Origin of the sequence: Curtobacterium sp. PhB130 (genome assembly GCF_003755165.1) — a bacterium.
GTDB lineage: Bacteria > Actinomycetota > Actinomycetes > Actinomycetales > Microbacteriaceae > Curtobacterium.
In genome coordinates this window covers 61385-80080 of the sequence record NZ_RKII01000012.1, presented here as the reverse complement: position 1 = coordinate 80080, position 18696 = coordinate 61385, and the positions used below count along the sequence as shown (strand labels likewise).

19 protein-coding genes are annotated in these 18696 nt (G+C 69.9%); 15 read left to right on the top strand and 4 right to left on the bottom strand.

Translation table 11 applies throughout. From position 1 onward, the window contains the following. Entirely contained in the window at positions 1-159 is a 159-nt protein-coding gene (locus tag EDF24_RS18950; protein WP_139199230.1) for a DUF4175 domain-containing protein, read from the top strand. A 141-nt stretch (positions 160-300) separates the two neighbouring features. Here the strand turns inward: EDF24_RS18950 and lipA are convergent, their stop codons facing one another. Continuing rightward, entirely contained in the window at positions 301-1284 is a 984-nt protein-coding gene (gene lipA / locus EDF24_RS18055; RefSeq protein ID WP_123704744.1) for a lipoyl synthase, read from the bottom strand. Next, on the bottom strand, positions 1281-2009 hold the full coding sequence (gene lipB / locus EDF24_RS18050; protein WP_123704742.1) for a lipoyl(octanoyl) transferase LipB: 729 nt from the start codon (positions 2007-2009) through the stop codon (positions 1281-1283). Before lipB ends, lipA begins: the two co-directional genes overlap by 4 nt. Positions 2010-2102: 93 nt before the next feature. Between lipB and ffh the strand changes: the two genes are divergently transcribed. Then, the gene (gene ffh / locus EDF24_RS18045) at positions 2103-3659 is read left to right on the top strand and encodes a signal recognition particle protein (RefSeq protein ID WP_123653753.1); all 1557 of its coding nucleotides are present in this window, start codon (positions 2103-2105) and stop codon (positions 3657-3659) included. A gap of 181 nt (positions 3660-3840) precedes the next feature. On the opposite strand, the gene EDF24_RS18040 is transcribed toward ffh, so the two are convergent. Continuing rightward, positions 3841-4971 carry a glutamate--cysteine ligase gene (locus tag EDF24_RS18040; RefSeq protein WP_123704740.1) on the bottom strand — a complete coding sequence of 377 codons (1131 nt, stop codon included), beginning with the start codon at positions 4969-4971 and terminating at the stop codon, positions 3841-3843. 125 nt (positions 4972-5096) lie between these two features. Here EDF24_RS18040 and aroA point away from each other — a divergent pair, with 125 nt between their 5' ends. The 8 genes from aroA (at position 5097) to trmD (ending at position 14568) form a co-directional block, all read left to right on the top strand. Continuing rightward, the gene (aroA, locus tag EDF24_RS18035; RefSeq protein ID WP_123704738.1) at positions 5097-8261 is read left to right on the top strand and encodes a 3-phosphoshikimate 1-carboxyvinyltransferase; all 3165 of its coding nucleotides are present in this window, start codon (positions 5097-5099) and stop codon (positions 8259-8261) included. Continuing rightward, the gene (locus EDF24_RS18030) at positions 8258-9427 is read left to right on the top strand and encodes an acyl-CoA dehydrogenase family protein (protein WP_221181398.1); all 1170 of its coding nucleotides are present in this window, start codon (positions 8258-8260) and stop codon (positions 9425-9427) included. The genes aroA and EDF24_RS18030 overlap by 4 nt, the downstream gene beginning before the upstream one ends. Before the next feature lie 86 nt (positions 9428-9513). After that, entirely contained in the window at positions 9514-10362 is an 849-nt protein-coding gene (locus EDF24_RS18025) for an SDR family oxidoreductase (RefSeq protein WP_123704734.1), read from the top strand. A 2-nt stretch (positions 10363-10364) separates the two neighbouring features. Next, on the top strand, positions 10365-12488 hold the full coding sequence (locus tag EDF24_RS18020; protein WP_123704732.1) for an FAD-dependent oxidoreductase: 2124 nt from the start codon (positions 10365-10367) through the stop codon (positions 12486-12488). A gap of 168 nt (positions 12489-12656) precedes the next feature. Then, complete coding sequence (gene rpsP, locus EDF24_RS18015; RefSeq protein ID WP_123653747.1) at positions 12657-13067, top strand: 30S ribosomal protein S16; 411 nt, start codon at positions 12657-12659, stop codon at positions 13065-13067. A 4-nt stretch (positions 13068-13071) separates the two neighbouring features. Next, the gene (locus EDF24_RS18010) at positions 13072-13308 is read left to right on the top strand and encodes an RNA-binding protein (RefSeq protein ID WP_022905822.1); all 237 of its coding nucleotides are present in this window, start codon (positions 13072-13074) and stop codon (positions 13306-13308) included. Continuing rightward, a complete protein-coding gene (gene rimM / locus EDF24_RS18005) occupies positions 13265-13867 on the top strand; it encodes a ribosome maturation factor RimM (protein WP_123653746.1) in 603 nt (200 codons plus the stop codon). The genes EDF24_RS18010 and rimM overlap by 44 nt, the downstream gene beginning before the upstream one ends. Before the next feature lie 2 nt (positions 13868-13869). After that, positions 13870-14568 carry a tRNA (guanosine(37)-N1)-methyltransferase TrmD gene (gene trmD / locus EDF24_RS18000; protein ID WP_123704730.1) on the top strand — a complete coding sequence of 233 codons (699 nt, stop codon included), beginning with the start codon at positions 13870-13872 and terminating at the stop codon, positions 14566-14568. Positions 14569-14774: 206 nt separating this feature from the next. Here the strand turns inward: trmD and map are convergent, their stop codons facing one another. Next, complete coding sequence (map, locus tag EDF24_RS17995) at positions 14775-15566, bottom strand: type I methionyl aminopeptidase (protein WP_123704728.1); 792 nt, start codon at positions 15564-15566, stop codon at positions 14775-14777. A 181-nt stretch (positions 15567-15747) separates the two neighbouring features. On the opposite strand from map, the gene rplS reads away from it, so the two are divergent. The 5 genes from rplS (at position 15748) to EDF24_RS17970 (ending at position 18621) form a co-directional block, all read left to right on the top strand. Then, a complete protein-coding gene (rplS, locus tag EDF24_RS17990) occupies positions 15748-16104 on the top strand; it encodes a 50S ribosomal protein L19 (RefSeq protein ID WP_056126034.1) in 357 nt (118 codons plus the stop codon). Positions 16105-16286: 182 nt separating this feature from the next. Continuing rightward, a complete protein-coding gene (gene lepB, locus EDF24_RS17985; protein WP_123653743.1) occupies positions 16287-17033 on the top strand; it encodes a signal peptidase I in 747 nt (248 codons plus the stop codon). Then, complete coding sequence (locus tag EDF24_RS17980; protein ID WP_123653742.1) at positions 17030-17728, top strand: ribonuclease HII; 699 nt, start codon at positions 17030-17032, stop codon at positions 17726-17728. The genes lepB and EDF24_RS17980 overlap by 4 nt, the downstream gene beginning before the upstream one ends. Positions 17729-17842: 114 nt before the next feature. Continuing rightward, positions 17843-18166, top strand: a complete 324-nt coding sequence (locus EDF24_RS17975; protein WP_111115750.1) for a DUF2469 family protein — start codon at positions 17843-17845, stop codon at positions 18164-18166. Between the two features lie 107 nt (positions 18167-18273). Beyond that, positions 18274-18621 (top strand): Lsr2 family protein, encoded by a 348-nt coding sequence (locus tag EDF24_RS17970; RefSeq protein ID WP_123653891.1) that lies wholly within the window; start codon positions 18274-18276, stop codon positions 18619-18621. Positions 18622-18696: the final 75 nt, after the last annotated feature.

The window sequence follows — 18696 nt, the reverse complement described above, 5'->3', positions numbered from 1 at the left end:
ATGCCAGCACTGCTGATCATCGCGATCATCGTCGGCCTCGTCCTGCTCTTCAGCGGCATCTTCGTCGGTGCACTGAAGTTCCTGCTGTGGGTCGGGATCGTCCTCATCATCCTGGCCGTCATCGGCTGGTTGCTGCGGAGCATCCGCGGCCGCGCATAGGCGCGGAACGACCGACGGGAGGCACGGTGCCAGCGGGCACCGTGCCTCCCGTTCGTCGTGGGTCGCGCGCACCCGCCGAAAGCGACACCGCACGTCGGTTCGCGCCGCGCAGACGGCCGCGCGTTGTCGCTTCCGCCGCGGTCAGACCGCCTGACGGCCCACCGGGGCGTCCACCAGGTGCGCGAGGTGAGCCGGGACCGTGCCGCCGCGCGCGACCGTCGCCCGCGCCCACAGCCGGCCGGCACGGTACGAGGACCGGACCAGCGGCCCGGCGAGGACCCCGGCGAAGCCCATGCCCTCGGCGAGTTCGCGGAGCTCGACGAACTCCTCCGGCCTGACCCAGCGCGCGACCGGCAGGTGCCGCGGCGAGGGACGGAGGTACTGCGTCAGCGTGATGATGTCGGTGCCCGCGTCGTGGAGCTGCTGCAGGGCGTCCTCGATCTCGGCGCGCTCCTCGCCCATCCCGAGGATGAGGTTCGACTTCGTCACGAGGCCCGCGTCGCGCCCCTGCGTGATGACGTCGAGCGAGCGCTCGAACCGGAAGGCCGGGCGGATGCGCTTGAAGATGCGCGGGACCGTCTCGACGTTGTGGGCGAAGACCTCGGGCCGGGCGTCGAAGACCTGCCCGAGCTGGTCCGGCCGGCCGTTGAAGTCCGGCACCAGGATCTCCACGCCGGTGCCGGGGGAGTGCTCGTGGATCGCCCGGATCGTCTCCGCGTAGAGCCAGGCGCCGCCGTCGTCCAGGTCGTCGCGGGCCACACCGGTGACCGTGGCGTAGCGGAGCCCCATGTCGGCCACGGAGTCCGCGACCCGGCGGGGTTCGTCGCGGTCGAGGGGGTCGGGCTTCCCGGTGTCGATCTGGCAGAAGTCGCAGCGGCGCGTGCACTGCGAGCCGCCGATGAGGAAGGTGGCCTCGCGGTCCTCCCAGCACTCGAAGATGTTCGGGCAGCCGGCCTCCTGGCACACCGTGTGCAGTTGCTTGTCCTTCACCAGGGCCGAGACGTCGCGGAACTCGGGCCCCTGGGTCGCACGGGTCTTGATCCACGCGGGCTTGGTCTCGATCGGGGTCTCGGCGTTCCGGGCCTCGACGCGGAGCATGCGGCGGCCTTCCGGGGCGAGGGTCATGCGGGGATCCGTTCCTTCGTGCTCGTGCTCGTGGGCGTCCTCGCCGGCGTGCTCGCGGGCGTGCTCTGCGGGTGCGCGATCCGGGTGCCGGTCTGCATGCCGTGCACCGCGCTCTGGACACGGGACGCGACCACCGCGGCGATCTCGTCGACGGTCACGGGCCTCCCGGCTGCCCTGGTCAGGGTGGTGACGCCGGCGTCGGCGATGCCGCACGGGACGATCGCCCCGTAGGCGTCGAGCGCGTTGTCGCAGTTGATCGCGATGCCGTGGCTCGTCACGCCCTCGGCGACGTGCAGGCCGATCGCACCGACCTTGGCGGTGCTGCCTCCGTCCGACCGGACCCACGCGCCGCTCCGGCCGTCGACGCGCTCGGCACGCACGCCGACCGCGGCCGCCGCGTCGAGGATCACCTGCTCCAGGTCACGGACCCACGCGACGACGTCGAGCGGTTCCGTGAGACGGACGATCGGGTAGGCGACGAGCTGACCGGGGCCGTGCCAGGTGATGCGGCCGCCGCGGTCGACCTCGACGACCGGTGCGCCGTTCGTCGGGAGGTCGGAGGGCTCCGTGCGTCGACCGGCGGTGTACACGGGCGGGTGCTCGCAGAGGACGAGTGCGCCGGGGGAGCGGTCGGCGACGACGTCGGAGTGGAGGGCTCGCTGCAGGGCGAGGCCGTCGGCGTAGGAGAGCAGGCCCGGTGGGCGGACGACCTCGAGTTCCGGCATGCGGCGAGCGTACGGCAGTTCTTGGACTCCGTCCAACAACTCAGGTCGCCTGTCGATCTCGTCCGGAGCCGGGGCCTGTAGAATCGTCGGATCATGGCGCAATTCGGATCCCTCTCTGATCGGCTGACCGAGACCTTCCGCAACCTGCGGACGAAGGGACGACTCTCCCCGGCGGACGTGGACGGCACCGTCCGCGAGATCCGCCGGGCCCTGCTCGACGCCGACGTCGCGCTCGAGGTCGTCAAGGCCTTCACCGCCGCGGTGCGTGAGCGTGCCCTCTCCGACGAGGTCAACCGCGCGCTGAACCCGGCGCAGCAGGTCGTCCAGATCGTCAACGAAGAACTCGTCGGCATCCTCGGCGGCCAGCAGCGTCGTCTCGAGTTCGCGAAGAAGCCGCCGACGGTCATCATGCTCGCGGGCCTCCAGGGCGCCGGCAAGACGACCCTCGCGGGCAAGCTCGGCAAGTGGCTCAAGAAGGACGGCCACACCCCGATGCTCGTCGCCGCGGACCTCCAGCGTCCGAACGCGGTGCAGCAGCTCCAGGTCGTCGGCGAGCAGGCCGGCGTGCACGTCTTCGCCCCGGAGCCCGGCAACGGTGTCGGCGACCCGGTCAAGGTCGCGAAGAACGCCATCAAGGCCGCGGTCGACCAGCAGTACGACACCGTCATCGTGGACACCGCCGGTCGTCTCGGCGTCGACGCCGAGCTCATGAAGCAGGCGGCGAACATCCGCAAGGCCGTCGACCCGGACGAGGTCCTCTTCGTCATCGACGCGATGATCGGTCAGGACGCCGTCACCACCGCCCGCGCGTTCCAGGAAGGCGTCGACTTCACCGGTGTCGTCCTGTCGAAGCTCGACGGTGACGCCCGCGGTGGTGCAGCCCTGTCGGTCGCCAGTGTCACGGGCCGCCCGATCATGTTCGCCTCCACCGGTGAGGGCCTCGACGACTTCGAGCCGTTCCACCCGGACCGCATGGCGAGCCGCATCCTCGACCTCGGCGACATCCTGTCCCTCATCGAGCAGGCGCAGGGCGCCTTCGACGAGGAAGAGGCGCGCAAGGTCGCGGACAAGATCGCGACCGACAACTTCACGCTGAACGACTTCCTGCAGCAGATGCAGCAGCTGCGCAAGGCCGGCTCGATCAAGGGCATGCTCGGCATGCTCCCCGGTGCCAAGGGCATGCGCGAGGCGCTCGACAACTTCGACGAGCGCGAGATCGTCCGCACCGAGGCGATCATCCAGTCGATGACCCCGAAGGAGCGCGAGCTCCCGAAGCTCCTCAACGGCTCGCGTCGTCTCCGCATCGCGAAGGGTGCCGGGTCGACCGTCACCGAGGTCAACCAGCTCGTGAACCGCTTCGAGCAGGCGGCGAAGATGATGAAGACCGTCGCTCGCGGTGGTGTGCCGCAGATGCCGGGCATGGGTCCGATCCCGGGCATGCACGGTGGCAAGAAGCAGCAGCAGGGCGGCGGCAAGAAGAAGTCGAAGGTCGGGAACCCGGCGAAGCGTGCGGCGATCGCGGCCGGCACGGCGGCTGCGCCGCAGCAGGCACCGCAGGGGTCCGGTCTGGGTCTCGGCGGCGGCGCCAAGGGCGGCAAGGCGCCGACCGAGGAAGAGCTGGCGAGCCTGCAGAAGTTCCTCGGTCGCTGACGCGACCACCTGATCGACGGGAGGCCCGGTGCCAGCTGGCACCGGGCCTCCCGTCCGTCGTCTGGTGACGCGCGTTCTTTCCCATCACGGGTGCGCTGGAAAGTCGAATCGCGCGTAGGTCGTCGATACTTTCGACCGCCTACGCGCGATTCGACTGACCACGCGCGAAACGACCCGGGCGTCAGAGGGAGTCGGTGAACTCCTGGACCAGGTGGCGGACGACGGCGCGCAGGTCGCCGCCGTTCTCCTGCGCGACCTTGAGCTGCCGCTGGTACGACGCACCGCGCTCGATCATCGTGTCGAGGTGGTGCAGTTCCTCGAGGCAGCCGAGCCGTTCGGCCACGGGGTCGAGCCGGGTGACGAGGTCGTGGACCTCGTCGGTGACGAGCCGCTCGTCCCCGGCGGTGTTCGTGATGATCTCCGCCTCCATCCCGTAGCGGGCGGCGCGCCACTTGTTCTCGCGGATGAACCACGGCTGCATGGTCGGCAGGGTCTCGCCGGCGTCGAGCCGGTCGGAGCACGCGGTGACGAGGCACTGCACGAGTGCGGTGACGGCGCCGACTTCCTGCAGGGTGGAGATGCCGTCGGACACGCGGTTCTCGAGCGTGCCCCACTTCGGCGACGGGCGGATGTCCCAGCGCAGGTCGCCGACGCCCTCGATGACGCCCGTGTGGGTGAGGTCGCCGACGACCTCCTCGAAGTTCGCCCACGCGCCGAGCTGCGGCGGCAGGCCACCCGTGGGGAGCTGCTGGAACATCAGAGCACGGTTCGACGCGTACCCGGTGTCGGTGCCCGCCCAGAACGGGCTGGAGGCGGTGAACGCCTGCACGTGCGGCACGTACGCGAGCATCGCGCCGAGGATCGGCAGGGCCTTGTCGCGGTCGTCGATCCCGACGTGCACGTGCACGCCCCAGATCAGCATCTGGCGTCCCCACCAGCGGGTCCGGTCGATCAGCGTCGTGTAGTGCTCGCTGTCCGGGGTGATCTCCTGCTGGTCCCAGACCGCGAACGGATGCGTGCCGGAGCACATGACCTGGGCGTCGAGGGGTGCGGCCGCGTCGATGACCTCGCCGATGGTGCCGGACAGCTCGCTCGTCGCGTCGCGCACCCGGGAGTGCACACCGGTCACGACCTCCACCGTGTTGGTCAGGAGCTCCTCGGTGACCTTGTCGTGGTCGCCGAGCCGCTTGTGCACCGCGGCGATGACGGCGGGGGCGCGCGGGGTCAGGTCGCCGGTCTCGCGATCGACCAGCGGGAGCTCCCACTCGACGCCGATGGTCGACGGGCGGGACTCGGTGAAGCGGATGTCCATGGAGCCATCCTGCCGGGGCGTTGTCGGACACGCACAAGGAAGAGTTGTCCCCATCGTGCGGATCGGTTTCTCAGGACCTTCCCACCGGGACTACCGTAGAAGCGCTCAACAGGGAAGAGGAACGCATGCAGCTGGTCGTACGCGGTACGTCCGCACCGCTCGTCGGAGAGCTCGACATCCCGGTCTCGAAGTACCACGCGCACCGCGCGCTGGTGCTCGCGTCCCTGGCGAAGGGGACGAGCATCGTCTCCGGGATCAGCACGACGCGGCAGGTCGAGTGGACCGTCGGCACCCTCCGTGCGCTCGGGATCGACATCAAGCGCCGCGGGAACGAGTACCACGTCACCGGTCTCGGCGGGCGGTACGAAGCGACGGACGTCGTCGACCACGGGTCACGCGGCGCCGACGGGATCCTCAACATGGGCTCCTCCGGCACGACGCTCTACTTCATGACGGGCCTGGCGTCCCTCGCGGACAAGCCGATGACCCTGTCGGGCATGAAGTACTTCCAGCGCCGCCCGATCAAGGCGCTGCTCACCTCGCTGACGCAGATGGGCGTCGAACTCGAAGCGACGAACGACTGCCCCCCGGTCACCGTCCAGCCGAAGCGCCCGCGCGGCGGCGACGTGCAGATCGCCGGCACGCTCTCGCAGTGGATCTCCGGCCTGCTCCTCGTCGCGCCGTTCGCCGACCAGGAGACCCGGATCCACATCACCGGCGGCCGTCTCAACGAGCAGCCCTACGTCGAGCTGACGGTGCGCATGATGCGCCAGTTCGGCCTGACGGTGGAGGTCTCCGACGACTGGCTCGAGTACCGGATCCCGGCGAACCAGCAGGCGACCCCGCACGACTACGTGATCCCGCCGGACATCGGGTCGGCAGCGTTCGGCATCGCCGCCGCCGGCATCCGCGAGTCGAACGTGCTGCTCCGAGGCATGACCTCGTTCACGACCGCCGACACGGACCACCCGGAGAGCGAGTTCCTCGACCTCGCGACGGCGATGGGCGTGCCGATGCGCATCGACGAGGAAACGGGCTTCGTGCGCATCGAGCACGACGGTTCCCCGCTGAAGCCCCTCGACATCGACTGCCAGCCGATCCCGGACCTCCTGCCGATCCTGTCCACCATGGCGACCTTCGCCGAGGGCACGACCCGGCTCTGGAACGTGGCGCACATCCGCCTCAAGGAGTCCGACCGCGTCGCGGCGATGCTCCAGCTGAACCGGATGGGCGGCCGCGCCGAGCAGGGCGCCGACGAACTCCGTGTCACGGGCGTCGGCGCGGGGGAGCTGCACGGGGCCTCGATGTCCTCGTTCAACGACCACCGCGTCCTGATGTCGCTCGCGGTCGCCGCGTCCAAGGCCGAGGGTGTCTCGGCGATGACGTACCCCCGTGCGTACCGGATCTCGTACCCGACCTTCCTCGAGGCGATGAACTCCGTCGGCCTCGAGATGGAGGTCGGCGACGCCGAAGCAGCGATGGCCGCGGCCGACGCCCGTGCCGACCGCGCGGACGTGGCGAACCAGCACACCGACCTCGGTGAGGAGACCGACGCGGTGACCCGCGCCGAGGACCTCCCCGAGCTGACCGGGGTGGACGCCGACCCGCTGGTCCTCAGCGAGAAGGTCCGCACCCTCTCGCAGGAGGACCCGGACGGCCTCGCCGTGATCGAGGTCGGCGGTCCGGAGCCGGTCAACACGACGTGGAAGGAACTGCAGGACGAAGCCGACAAGGTCTCGGCGCTGCTCCTCGAGCTCGGGGTCCGCACCGGCGAGTCCGTCGCGATGCAGCTCCCGAACTGGCGCGAGTTCGTCTCCATCACGCTCGGCGCGATCCAGATCGGCGCCGTCGCGACGCCGATCATGCCCGTCTTCGGCCCGCGCGAGACCACGATGACGCTGGCGCGCTCCCGTGCCCGCGTGGTGTTCCTGCCGAACGTGTTCCGGAAGCGCCGTCCCGCACTCGAGCTCCTCGACGTCGTCGACGAAGCGAAGGCGCAGAACCGCCGCCTCGCGGTCGAGCACGTCGTCGTCATCCGCTCGGAAGCCCGCGGCCAGGGGGACACCCCGACCAACCAGGCACCCCTGCCCGCTGATGCCGCCGAGCGCGTCGCCGCGAGCGAGTGGAACTGGCGGTACTTCGACACGGCGCTCGAGAGCGTCCAGGTGGACGTCGAGCAGATCGCCTCGCACGCCCCCACCCCGGACGACATCTGCCAGCTGCTCTTCACCTCCGGCACCACCGGCGAGCCCAAGGGCGTGCAGCACCCGCACCGCACGCTCGGCCTCGCCACGGCGATGCACGTCGCGCAGTCCGGCTTGACGAGCGCGGACCGGATCTACATCCCGTCGCCGCTCGCACACCAGACCGGGTTCCTCTACGGCATGCTGCTGGCGTTCCGCCTCGGCGCACCGCAGGTCATCCAGCCGGTGTGGGACGGCCGTGTCGCCCTCGAGCAGGCCTTCGGAGCGGCCGGCGCGACGTTCGTGCAGTGCGCGACGCCGTTCCTGACCGACCTCGTCGACCTGGTCGAGGCCGGCGCCCCGCAGCCCGAGGCGCTCCGGATCTTCGTCCCGACCGGTGCCGCGGTTCCCCGTGCGCTGGCCCAGCGGGCGGCGACGGTGCTCGGCACCGCGATCCTCGGCGCCTTCGGCACGAGCGAGACGTGCCTCGGTGCGCTCTCCAGCCCGACCGACGACCCGTCGGACGCGTACGGCCACGACGGCCGTGCCCTGCCCGGGATCACGATCCGGATCGTCGACGACGAGGGCAACGAACTCCCCGCGGACACCGAGGGCAACTTCGAGCTGTACTCGCCGACGATGTTCGACGGCTACCTCGACCGCCCCGACCTCACCGACGACGTCTTCACCGAGGACGGCTGGTACAAGACCGGCGACCTCGCGAAGCTGTCCGAGCAGGGCTTCCTGTCCATCACCGGACGCATCAAGGACGTCATCAACCGCGGTGGCGAGAAGATCCCGGTCGTCGAGATCGAGAACCTGCTCTACCAGCACCCGCTCGTCACCGACGTCGCCATCGTGGCGATGCCCGACGAGCGTCTCGGGGAGCGTGCCTGCGCGTTCGTGGTGTCGGCCCGCGCGGACGAGTCGCTCGACTTCGACGCCATGCAGCAGTACCTCGAGGCTGCCGGCGTGTCCAAGTACTACTGGCCGGAACGGCTCGAGTACATCGCCGAGCTGCCGCGCAACGCGGTCGGCAAGGTCCAGAAGAACGTCCTGCGCGAGCAGGCTGCAGCGCTCGTCGCGACCAAGGAGAACGAACGATGACGATGGTGATGGAAACCGCCGCCGAGCAGGACTTCCAGCAGCTCAAGGCCGAGGTCACCGAGTGGGTGCGCGGCCGTGGCGAGGAATGGGCGAACGAGATCGAGCGCACCGGCCAGGTCGCCCCGGAGCTCTTCCAGGAGCTCAAGGACAAGGGCTGGTTGAGCCTCGCAGCGCCGACCGAGCTCGGTGGGCGGGACATCCCGTTCTCGCGCTACCTCGAGATCATGGAGATCGTGTCGCGCTCGCACGCGTCGATCCGGATGCTCGTGCACGTCATCAACGGCACCTGGCGCGCGATGGCCCCGTACGCCACCCCTGAGCAGATCGAGGAAGTGGTCAAGCCCTCCGTCGCCGGTGACAAGCTCGTCGCGTTCACGCTGACCGAGGCCACCGCCGGCACCGGCGCGGACATCCGCACCACGGTCCGCCGTGATGGCGACACCTACGTGATGAACGGCGAGAAGCACCTCATCACGTTCGGCGTCAAGTGCGACTACTGGCTGATCGCAGCCCGGCTCGAGGGCACGACGGGCCAGGACGGCACCGTCGCGTTCCTGATGCCGAACACCGGGCTCCCGGGTGCCGAGGTGATCGACGACTCGGACACCATGGGCATCCGCGGCACCGACCACGCGATCCTCCGCTTCACGGACACCCCGGTCCCGGCCAGCGCGCTCCTCGGGGAAGAGGGCCAGGGCCTCGAGGTCGCGCTCGGCGGGTTCCTCCTGCCGAGCCGCGTCTCGGTCGCGATGAGCGCCGTCGGGCTGGCCGAGCGGGCGAACGAGCTCGCCGTCGAGTACGCCAACGAGCGCGAGACGTTCGGCAAGAAGCTCTCCAGCCGCCAGGCCATCCAGTTCTACATCGCGGAGAACTACGCGGACATCGCCGCTGCGCGTGCGCTCGTCCTCGAAGCCGCCCGCGCCTACGAAGAGGGCCGCCCGGACGCCGGCACGCTCTCCAGCGCCTCCAAGATGGTCGCGGTCGACATGCTCGCCCGCGTCACGGACAAGGCACTGCAGGTGCACGGCGGCCAGGGCTACTGGAAGCGCAACGCGATCGAGCGCGTGTACCGCGACGCCCGCGCGCAGCGCTTCGAAGAGGGCACCAACGAGATCCAGAAGCTGGTCGTCGGCCGCGCCGTCGTGACCGGCCAGGCCGGGTTCTAGCCGCAACCAACCACCGGACGGGAGGCCCGGTGCGGGCCCGCCCCGAGCCTCCAGTCCGTCTCGCACCACGTCAGCAAAGGACACAAGTGACCGACAGCACCGCACCCATCGCGCTCATCACCGGCGCCTCCCGCGGCATCGGCCGTCTGCTCGCGCAGAAGCTCGGCCAGCGCGGCGTGACCGTCGTCGTGACGTACAAGGGCAACGCCGACCTGGCCGAGGAGTCGCTCGCCGACGTCAAGGCCGCCGGTGGCGACGGGATCACCGCCCAGGTCGACATCGAGCAGCCGGAGTCGATCGACGCCCTGTTCGACCTGGTGCGCGACACGTACGGTCGCCTCGACTACTTCGTCGCGAACGCCGCCGCGAGCGCCTTCAAGCCGGTCGCCGACCTGAAGCTGCACCACCTCGACCGCAGCTACGCCACGAATGCCCGCTCGTTCGTGCTCGGTGCCCAGCGCGCCGCACAGCTCATGGACAAGGGCGGCCGCATCGTCGTCGTCACCTCGTACGGGTCGCTCCGCGCGTTCCCGACGTACGCCGCGCTCGGTGCCGCGAAGGCGATGAGCGAGTCCTACATGAAGTACATGGCGGTCGAGTTCGGTCCGCGCCAGATCACCGTGAACGCGGTCAACGGCGGGCTCATCGACACCGACTCGCTCGAGTACTTCTACACGAAGGTCCCCGGCCAGGCGCCGATCGAGACGGTCTACGAGAAGCTGCCGCTGCAGCGCCCGGGCACCGCGGACGACATGGCGGACGCCGTGGACTTCCTGCTCTCCGACAAGGCGTCGTACATCACGGGCCAGGTCCTCTCCGTCGACGGCGGGCTCACCGTCATCGCGCCGCCGTACTGGGCGGACACGACGTCGCCGCTCCGCGACGCGGTGCTGCCGTCGGACGGCTCGGTCACGAACGCCGCGGACGCCTCGTAGCCATGACCGTCGCCGCTCCCGACACCGCCGTCGCGACCGTCGCGTCCCCGTGGACGCTCGGCCCGCTGCACCTGCCCAACCGGGTCGTGATGGGGTCGATGCACACCGGGCTCGAGGTGCACGACGACGGCGGGGTCGGGATGGCGGCGTTCTACCGTGAGCGTGCGGCCGGCGGTGCCGCGTGCATCATCACCGGCGGGATCGCGATCTCCGACGAAGCGCGTGGTGGCCCGGACTTCGCGGTGTTCGGCGTCGACGGCGCGGACGAGCGGTTCCGCCTCGCGGTCGAGGCCGTGCACGAGTCCGGCGGCACCATCCTCGCGCAGCTGTTCCACGCCGGCCGGTACGCGCTCGTCGCGGGCATGACGGACCGGCACGGCGCTCCGCAGCGTGCGGTCGCACCGTCCGCGCTGCCGTGGGCGGCCGCCCGTGGCGTGGTGCCGACGGAGCTGACCGGCGCGGAGGTCGAGCAGACCATCGAGGACTTCGCCGCCGCGGCGCGGAGCGCCCGGGACATCGGCTTCGACGGCGTCGAGATCATGGCGTCCGAGGGCTACCTGATCAACCAGTTCGCGTCGCCGCTGACGAACCTCCGCGACGACGAGTGGGGCGGCTCGGCTGCTGCGAGGCGGCGGTTCCCGGTCGAGGTCGTCCGCGCCGTGCGTGCCGCGGTGCCCGAGCTCGCCGTGACGATCCGGCTCTCCGGCGCCGACCTGATGCCCGGTTCCTCCACGGACGACGACGTCGACGCCCTGGTGCACGAACTCCTGCCGCTCGGGCTCGACGGCATCTCGGTCGGCATCGGTTGGCACGAGTCCCGCACCCCGACCGTGCAGGCCGCGGTGCCGCACGGGGCGTGGCTGTCCTACGCAGAGCGCATCGCCCGGGTGGTGCGCGCCTCGGAGCACCCGGACGTCCGGGTGATCGCGTCGAACCGGATGACGGACCTCCGCGACGGTGAGGCCGTGCTCGCGGACGGGCTGATCGACGCCGTCGCCCTCGCGCGCCCGTTCCTCGCAGACCCCGAGATCGTGTCGCGGTCCCTCGGCGGACGATTCGACCTCGTCAACACCTGCATCGGCTGCAACCAGGCCTGCCTCGACCGCTCGATCATCGGCCAGCCGGTGTCCTGCCTGGTGAACCCGCGCGCCGCCCGCGAAGTCGCGTTCCCGGCACGGCCCACCGCCGAGCCGAAGCGCGTCGACGTCGTCGGCGGGGGACCGGCCGGCCTCGCCGCCGCGGTGGACGCCGCACGGCGCGGGCACCGGGTCACCCTGTGGGAAGCCGCCGACACACTCGGTGGACAGTTCGGCCTCGCCGCGCTCGTCCCCGGGAAAGAGGACTACGCCGCGACCATCCGGGCCGCGCGCACCGAGCTCCACGACCGGGGCTCCACCGTGCACCTCGGCCGTGCGGCGACCGCCGCCGACCTCGCCGACAGCGACGCCGTGGTCCTCGCCGCCGGGGTGGTCCCGCGCCTCGTCGACATCGCGGGTGCCGACCTGCCGCACGTCCGCTCGTACGAGCAGGCCCTCCGCGACGGCGTCCCCGAGGGCACCGTCGCGATCATCGGTGGCGGTGGGATCGGGGTCGACACGGCCGCGTTCCTCACCGAGTCCCCGGACGAGGTCGTGCGCGCAGCGGAGTTCGCCGCGCGCTGGGACCTCGCCGTGGCGACCGAGGTCGTCGGCGACCTGCCGCAGCGCCAGCCCACGGCCCTCCGGACCCTGCGTCCGGGGGACCAGGTCACCGTGCTCCGCCGCTCGGGCAAGTTCGGGCAGGGCGTCGGGCTCACCTCGCGCTGGGTCGCCCTCGGCCGGCTCCGTGACGCCGGTGTCCGCATGGTCGGCGGCGTCCAGGAGTACCTGCGCATCGAACCCGGTGCGCTCTGGATCCGCGACGAGGACGGCGCGGAGCGCATGGTCCCGGCGGACAACGTCGTGATCTGCGCGGGGCAGGAGCAGGCGATCGACACCGACGGTGACGACCCCACCGGACTGGTGTCGGGCCTCCAGGCCGCGGGGGTGCCGTACGCCGTCGTCGGCGGCGCACGCGACGCCCGGAGCGTCGACGCGGTCCGCGCGACGTCCGAAGCGCTCGAAGCCGTGCGCGCACTCGCACCGTAGCGGCGCGTCCCGGCTCGCTTCTCGGGCCGACATCTGTAAGAATGAACGGTCGAAACGTGTCCGCTCGACCCTCTATCCAGCGGATCACGTATCTCTCGAGCTTCCACCGCGCGTGCCCCCACGCCCGCGGTTCCGGTTCAACCACAACAACACGCAACAGGAGCATTTGTGGCTGTCAAGATCCGTCTCAAGCGTCTCGGTAAGATCCGGGCGCCGTACTACCGCATCGTCGTCGCCGACTCGCGCACCAAGCGCGATGGTCGCGTCATCGAGGAGATCGGCAAGTACCACCCGACCGAGGAGCCCTCGTTCATCGAGGTCAAGTCGGACCGTGCGCAGTACTGGCTCGGCGTCGGCGCACAGCCGACCGAGCAGGTCGCGGCCCTCCTCAAGCTGACTGGCGACTGGGCCAAGTTCAAGGGCGAGAAGGACACCGAGTCCAAGGTCCAGGTCAAGCAGCCGAAGGAAGCCTTCGTCGTCGACTCGTCGAAGAAGGCCGTCCTGAAGCCCAAGTCGGAGAAGAAGGCCCCGGCCGCTCCGGCCGAGGCCGACGCCGACGCAGAGACGACCGAGGCGTAATTCCTTGCTCGAATCCGCGCTGACGCACCTCGTCAAGGGGATCGTCGATCACCCTGACGACGTGCGCGTCGCCAGTTCCACCTCCGCGCGGGGCGAGGTCCTCGAGGTGCGCGTGCACCCCGAGGACCTCGGCCGCGTGATCGGACGCGCCGGTCGGACCGCCAAGGCGCTCCGCACCCTCGTCACGGCTCTCGCCGATGGCAAGCGGGTGCGGGTCGACGTGGTCGACACCGATTCCTGACGAGGCGACCCAACTCCGGGTGGGTCGCATCACCAAGGCGCACGGGCTCAAGGGCGGTCTCAAGCTCGAGCTCTACACCGACGACCCGGATCGTCGGTTCACGCACGGAGCGGTCTTCACGCTCCAGGTCCCCGACGACTCACCGTGGTCGGGGAAGACCATCGCCATCGACGAGCTCCGCTGGTACAACGGTCACCCGGTCGCCTTCTTCGAGGGCATCGCGGACCGTTCCGGCGCCGAGACGCTCGCGCGGGCGATCCTCTGGGTCGACCAGGACCCGAACGAAGAGACCGGCGAAGAAGACGCCTGGTACGACCACCAGCTGGTCGGCCTGAGCGTCGTCCGTGACGGCGTCACCGTCGGCACGGTCGCCCGTGTCGACCACCTGCCGGCGCAGGACCTGCTCGCCGTGTCGACGCCCGACCGGGGCGAGGTCCTCGTGCCGTTCGTCTCCGCGATCGTGCCGTCCGTGGACATCGCGGCCGGCATCGTCACGGTCACGCCCCCGCAGGGTCTGTTCGAGGACCCCGAGGACACGTCCCGACCCGAGACGTTCTAGCCGTGCGCATCGACATCGTCACGATCTTCCCGGAGTTCTTCGGGGTGCTCGACGTCTCGCTGCTCGGCAAGGCACGGCAGGGCGGGCTCCTCGACCTGCACGTGCACGACCTCCGCTCCTGGACCACCGACCGGCACCGCACCGTCGACGACACCCCGTACGGCGGCGGTGCCGGCATGGTGATGAAGCCGGAACCGTGGGCACAGGCGCTGTCCTCGATCCTGCGGTCCGACGGCTCGTCGACGCTCGTCGTCCCGACCCCGGCCGGCACCCCCTTCACGCAGTCGATCGCCCGGTCGCTCGCCGCGGAGTCCGACCACCTCGTGTTCGCCTGCGGACGCTACGAGGGGATCGACGCCCGGGTGTTCGAGTGGGCGGCGTCGCGTTGCTCCGTCGTCGAGCTCTCGCTCGGCGACTACGTGCTGAACGGGGGCGAGGTCGCGGCGATGGCCATGATCGAGGCCGTCGGGCGACTCGTCCCGGGGGTCGTCGGCAACCCCGAGTCCCTGGTCGAGGAATCGCACGAGGACGGCCTGCTCGAGTACCCGTCCTACACGAAGCCCGCCGTCTGGCGTGACCTGTCCGTTCCCCCGGTGCTGCTGAGCGGCCACCACGGGAACGTCGCCGCGTGGCGGCACGAGCAGCAGCTGGAGCGGACGCGGCGCGTCCGGCCGGACCTGCTGCCGGAGGCCGGCGCGTAGGTTCCTGCGGTCTCGCGGGGGTTCCGCGCGTAGGCAGTCGTTTCGCGCATGGGCAGTCGTTTCGCGCGTGGGCAGTCGTTTCGCGCGTCGGTGGTCGTTTCTTTCGACCACCGACGCGCGTTTCCGCTTTCTCGCGCGCGCGGCATGGGACGGAACGGTCCACGGTCGGGAGGCTCGTGGCGGGGCCGCCACGAGCCTCCCGGCCGTCACACGGTTGCGTCTGCGCGCTGGGCGCGACGCAGCGTCAGGATCTCGGGACCGGTCTCGGTGACCGCGACGGTGTGCTCCACGTGCGCAGCACGGGACCCGTCGACGCTCTTGAGGGTCCAGCCGTCGTCGTCCTGGTAGAGCTCCGCGGTGCCCTGCATGAGCCAGGGCTCGATCGCGACGACGAGCCCGGGGCGGAGCTTCAGCCCGCGCCCGGGGCGACCGTCGTTCGGGACGTGCGGGTCGCCGTGCATCGTGCGGCCCACGCCGTGACCGCCGAACTGCAGGTTGACGTCGTAGCCGCCCTGGTGCGCGACCTCGCCGATGGCGTGGGAGACGTCGCCCAGCTTGTTGCCGGGCGCCGCCTGCGCGATGCCCGCCGCGAGCGCGCGTTCCACCGTGTCGATGAGGCGCTGGTCCTCGGCCTGGTGCGTGCCGACCTGCACCGTGACGGCGGAGTCCGCGACCCAGCCGTCGACGCTCGCGGCGAAGTCGAGGCTCACCAGGTCGCCGTCCTGCAACGAGTAGTCGAACGGCAGTCCGTGGAGTGCGGCGTCGTTGACGGAGGTGCAGAGGTTCTTGCCGAACGGTGACTTGCCGAAGGACGGGTGGTAGTCGACGTAGCAGCTCACCGCGCCGCGCTCCGCGATCATCCGTGCGGCCACCCGGTCGAGGTCGAGGAGGTTCACGCCGACGTCCGCCGTCGTGAGGAGCTCGTCGAGCACGTCGGCGACGAACCGGCCGGCGACGCGGAGTCCGTCGAGTTCAGCGGGGGTGCGGAGTTCGATCATGCGTCCATCCTCGCGTGTTTTCTGCCTCCGCTGTTTTGTGCGGTGCGACCTCTGTGGCAGTATGGACAGCTGTGCCCTGGCTGGACTCTGCCACGGGGGAGTCGCCGACACCGGGCACATCACCACTTCATCCAATTCGATCCGCGGCGACCCGTGTGCGTCCGCAGAGAGTGACCCAATCATGAGCCAACTCCTCGACAACGTCGACGCAGCATCGCTGCGTACCGACGTCCCGGACTTCCGCGCCGGTGACACCGTCAAGGTCCACGTCAACATCATCGAAGGCACGCGTTCGCGTATCCAGGTCTTCCAGGGTGTCGTCATCGGCCGTCAGGGCCACGGCCTCGGCGAGACCTTCAAGGTCCGCAAGGTCAGCTTCCAGGTCGGTGTCGAGCGCTGGTTCCCGGTGCACTCCCCGATCATCGACCACATCGAGGTCGTCACCCGCGGTGACGTCCGTCGCGCGAAGCTGTACTACCTGCGCGAACTGCGCGGCAAGGCGGCCCGTCGCAAGATCAAGGAGAAGCGCGACAACTGATCGCCTTCACAGCGAGCGTCCGCGAGCCGGACTCTGCTGGCAGCCCCTCGTCCATGTACGGTTGTGCATCGACGGGGGGCTTTCCCGTTGCGCGGGTCCGGCCCGCGTGGGCCCCTGTTCTGCCCGCCCGCGTGGGCCCTGTTCTGCCCGTTGCGCGGGTTGTGTTCTGAACGAGAGCGGAAATGACCGACACCACCGAGGAACCGGGGCGCAGGCCCCGTCCGCACAAGCAGCGGAACGGTGTCCTGACCTTCCTCCGCGACCTGCTCATCATCTTCCTCGCGGCACTCCTGGTCTCGTTCCTCGTCAAGACGTTCCTGATCCGCTCGTTCTACATCCCGTCCGCGTCGATGGAGAACACGCTGCAGATCAACGACCGCGTGATCGTGAACGAGCTCGTCCCCGACACGGTGTCGCTCAAGCGTGGCGACGTCGTCGTCTTCAAGGACCCGGGCGGATGGCTCACCGGGTCCGAGGTGCCGAGCGTCACGCCGACCTCGCAGCCCGCGAAGGCGATCGACTGGCTCCTGACCCAGGTGGGGCTCGGGACCGGTGACAGTGACGACCACCTCATCAAGCGCGTGATCGGTCTGCCCGGGGACAAGGTGGCGTGCTGCAACGACCTCGGCCAGATGACGGTCAACGGCGTTCCCATCAAGGAGCCGTACCTGAAGCTGCCTGCGGGGGAGACCCGCGCATCCGGGACCGACTTCTCCGTCACCGTGCCGAAGGGCACGATCTGGGTGATGGGCGACAACCGCTACGACTCCAAGGACTCCCGGTACAACGGCGACACCCCGTCCAAGGGCTTCGTTCCGCTGTCCGACGTCACCGGGCGTGCGTTCGTGATCTCCTGGCCGACCAGCAGGTGGACCTGGCTCGACGACTACCCGGACGTCTTCGCCGGCGTGGAGGAGAAGGACAAGTGACCCCGGTCCGCCCGTCGCTCCGCCTCGAGAAGTCCTACTTCGCCGAGGGCCGCGTGACGGTCATCGGGGTGGACGAGGTCGGACGCGGCGCGATCGCCGGACCGGTCGCCGTGGGGGTCGCGGCGGTCACCGTCGACGTGCGCCGGGTGCCACAGGGGCTCGCGGACTCGAAGCTCCTCTCCGCGGCACGTCGTACCGAGCTCGTCCCCGTCGTCACGCGGTGGGCCCGCACGGCGGTGGGCATGGCGTCGGCCGAGTTCGTCGACGAGCGGGGGATCATGCCGGCGCTCGGACTCGCGGGAGCGCGTGCGCTGGCGTCGCTCGCATCGTCCGGGGTGTCGTTCGACGGCGCGATCGTGGTGCTCGACGGTTCGTTCGACTGGTTGTCGAGCGCCCTGCCGCCGTCGTTGGCGCCGGTCTCGTCGCCGCTCGACGTCGTGGTCCGTGTGAAGGCGGATCGCGACTGCGCCTCGGTGGCGGCCGCGTCGGTCGTCGCCAAGGTCGAGCGTGACGCCCTGATGGTGGCCGCGCACGACGACGCCCCGCACTACGCGTGGGCGTCGAACAAGGGGTACGGGTCGACGGCGCACTACGACGCGATCCGGGCGGTCGGGCCGCACGCGCTGCACCGGAAGAGCTGGCTGCACGCCGCGTCGAGCGTCGCGCTGGACGGGTTCGACGAGCTCGTGGGGTGAGGTCGTCCGCGGTGCGCGGATGAGCTCGTGGGGTGAGGTCGTCCGCGGTGCGCGGACGAGCTCGTGGGGTGAGGTCGTCCGCGGTGCGCGTGTGCGCCGTAGACTGTGGGCGCAATGGATGACGACGAATTCGACGACTACGACCGAGAGGTCGAGCTCGCTCTCTACCGTGAGTACCGCGACGTCGTGGCGCAGTTCCGCTACGTGGTCGAGACCGAGCGACGGTTCTACCTCGCCAACGAGGTGGAGCTCGCGCGTCGCGACACCGAGCACGACTTCTACTTCGAACTGACGATGAACGACGTCTGGGTGTGGGACGTCTACCGTTCCGACCGCTTCGTGAAGTCCGTCCGCGTGCTGACGTTCAAGGACGTGAATGTCGAAGAACTCACCTCGCGTGAACTCGAACTCCCGAAGGAACTCGCACTCGACGAGTGATCGTCATTTCGACGGAATCGCTGTGAAACGCCCAGTGCATTTCCGTGGGTGATGTATTCCCCGCTACACTGGTCGGGAAATACATCCACCGTGCAGAGGAGTACGTAATGGCGCAGAAGGTCACCGTTCAGCTCGTCGACGACCTCGACGACTCACCCATCACCGCGGGCGACGGTCGCACCGTCGAATTCGCATTCGACGGATCCACCTACGAGATCGACTTGAGCAACGACAACGTCGACAAGTTCCGTGAAGCGATCTCCGACTACGTCGCCGCAGCGCGCAAGGTGAGCGGGCGCCGCACCGGTGGGACCGCGCCGAAGTCCGCGCCGAAGCGCGGCAATTCCGAAGAACTCGCGAAGGTCCGTGAATGGGCCAAGGAGAACGGGTACGAGGTCTCGACCCGCGGCCGTATCTCCACCCAGGTGCAGGAAGCGTACGCAGCCGCACACTGACCCTGCTCCGCGAAGCCCGGTCGACCGTTCCGGTCGGCCGGGCTTCGTCGTTCCTCCACAAGGGCTCTCGAGTGC

Bases quoted from the DNA above. Each gene is read 5' to 3' on its own strand.
- EDF24_RS18950 (WP_139199230.1), top strand. From the start codon at position 1: ATGCCAGCACTGCTGATCATCGCGATCATCGTCGGCCTCGTCCTGCTC.
- lipA (WP_123704744.1), bottom strand. From the start codon at position 1,284: ATGACCCTCGCCCCGGAAGGCCGCCGCATGCTCCGCGTCGAGGCCCGG.
- lipB (WP_123704742.1), bottom strand. From the start codon at position 2,009: ATGCCGGAACTCGAGGTCGTCCGCCCACCGGGCCTGCTCTCCTACGCC.
- ffh (WP_123653753.1), top strand. From the start codon at position 2,103: ATGGCGCAATTCGGATCCCTCTCTGATCGGCTGACCGAGACCTTCCGC.
- EDF24_RS18040 (WP_123704740.1), bottom strand. From the start codon at position 4,971: ATGGACATCCGCTTCACCGAGTCCCGCCCGTCGACCATCGGCGTCGAG.
- aroA (WP_123704738.1), top strand. From the start codon at position 5,097: ATGCAGCTGGTCGTACGCGGTACGTCCGCACCGCTCGTCGGAGAGCTC.
- EDF24_RS18030 (WP_221181398.1), top strand. From the start codon at position 8,258: ATGACGATGGTGATGGAAACCGCCGCCGAGCAGGACTTCCAGCAGCTC.
- EDF24_RS18020 (WP_123704732.1), top strand. From the start codon at position 10,365: ATGACCGTCGCCGCTCCCGACACCGCCGTCGCGACCGTCGCGTCCCCG.
- rimM (WP_123653746.1), top strand. From the start codon at position 13,265: ATGGCAAGCGGGTGCGGGTCGACGTGGTCGACACCGATTCCTGACGAG.
- map (WP_123704728.1), bottom strand. From the start codon at position 15,566: ATGATCGAACTCCGCACCCCCGCTGAACTCGACGGACTCCGCGTCGCC.
- rplS (WP_056126034.1), top strand. From the start codon at position 15,748: ATGAGCCAACTCCTCGACAACGTCGACGCAGCATCGCTGCGTACCGAC.
- lepB (WP_123653743.1), top strand. From the start codon at position 16,287: ATGACCGACACCACCGAGGAACCGGGGCGCAGGCCCCGTCCGCACAAG.
- EDF24_RS17975 (WP_111115750.1), top strand. From the start codon at position 17,843: ATGGATGACGACGAATTCGACGACTACGACCGAGAGGTCGAGCTCGCT.
- EDF24_RS17970 (WP_123653891.1), top strand. From the start codon at position 18,274: ATGGCGCAGAAGGTCACCGTTCAGCTCGTCGACGACCTCGACGACTCA.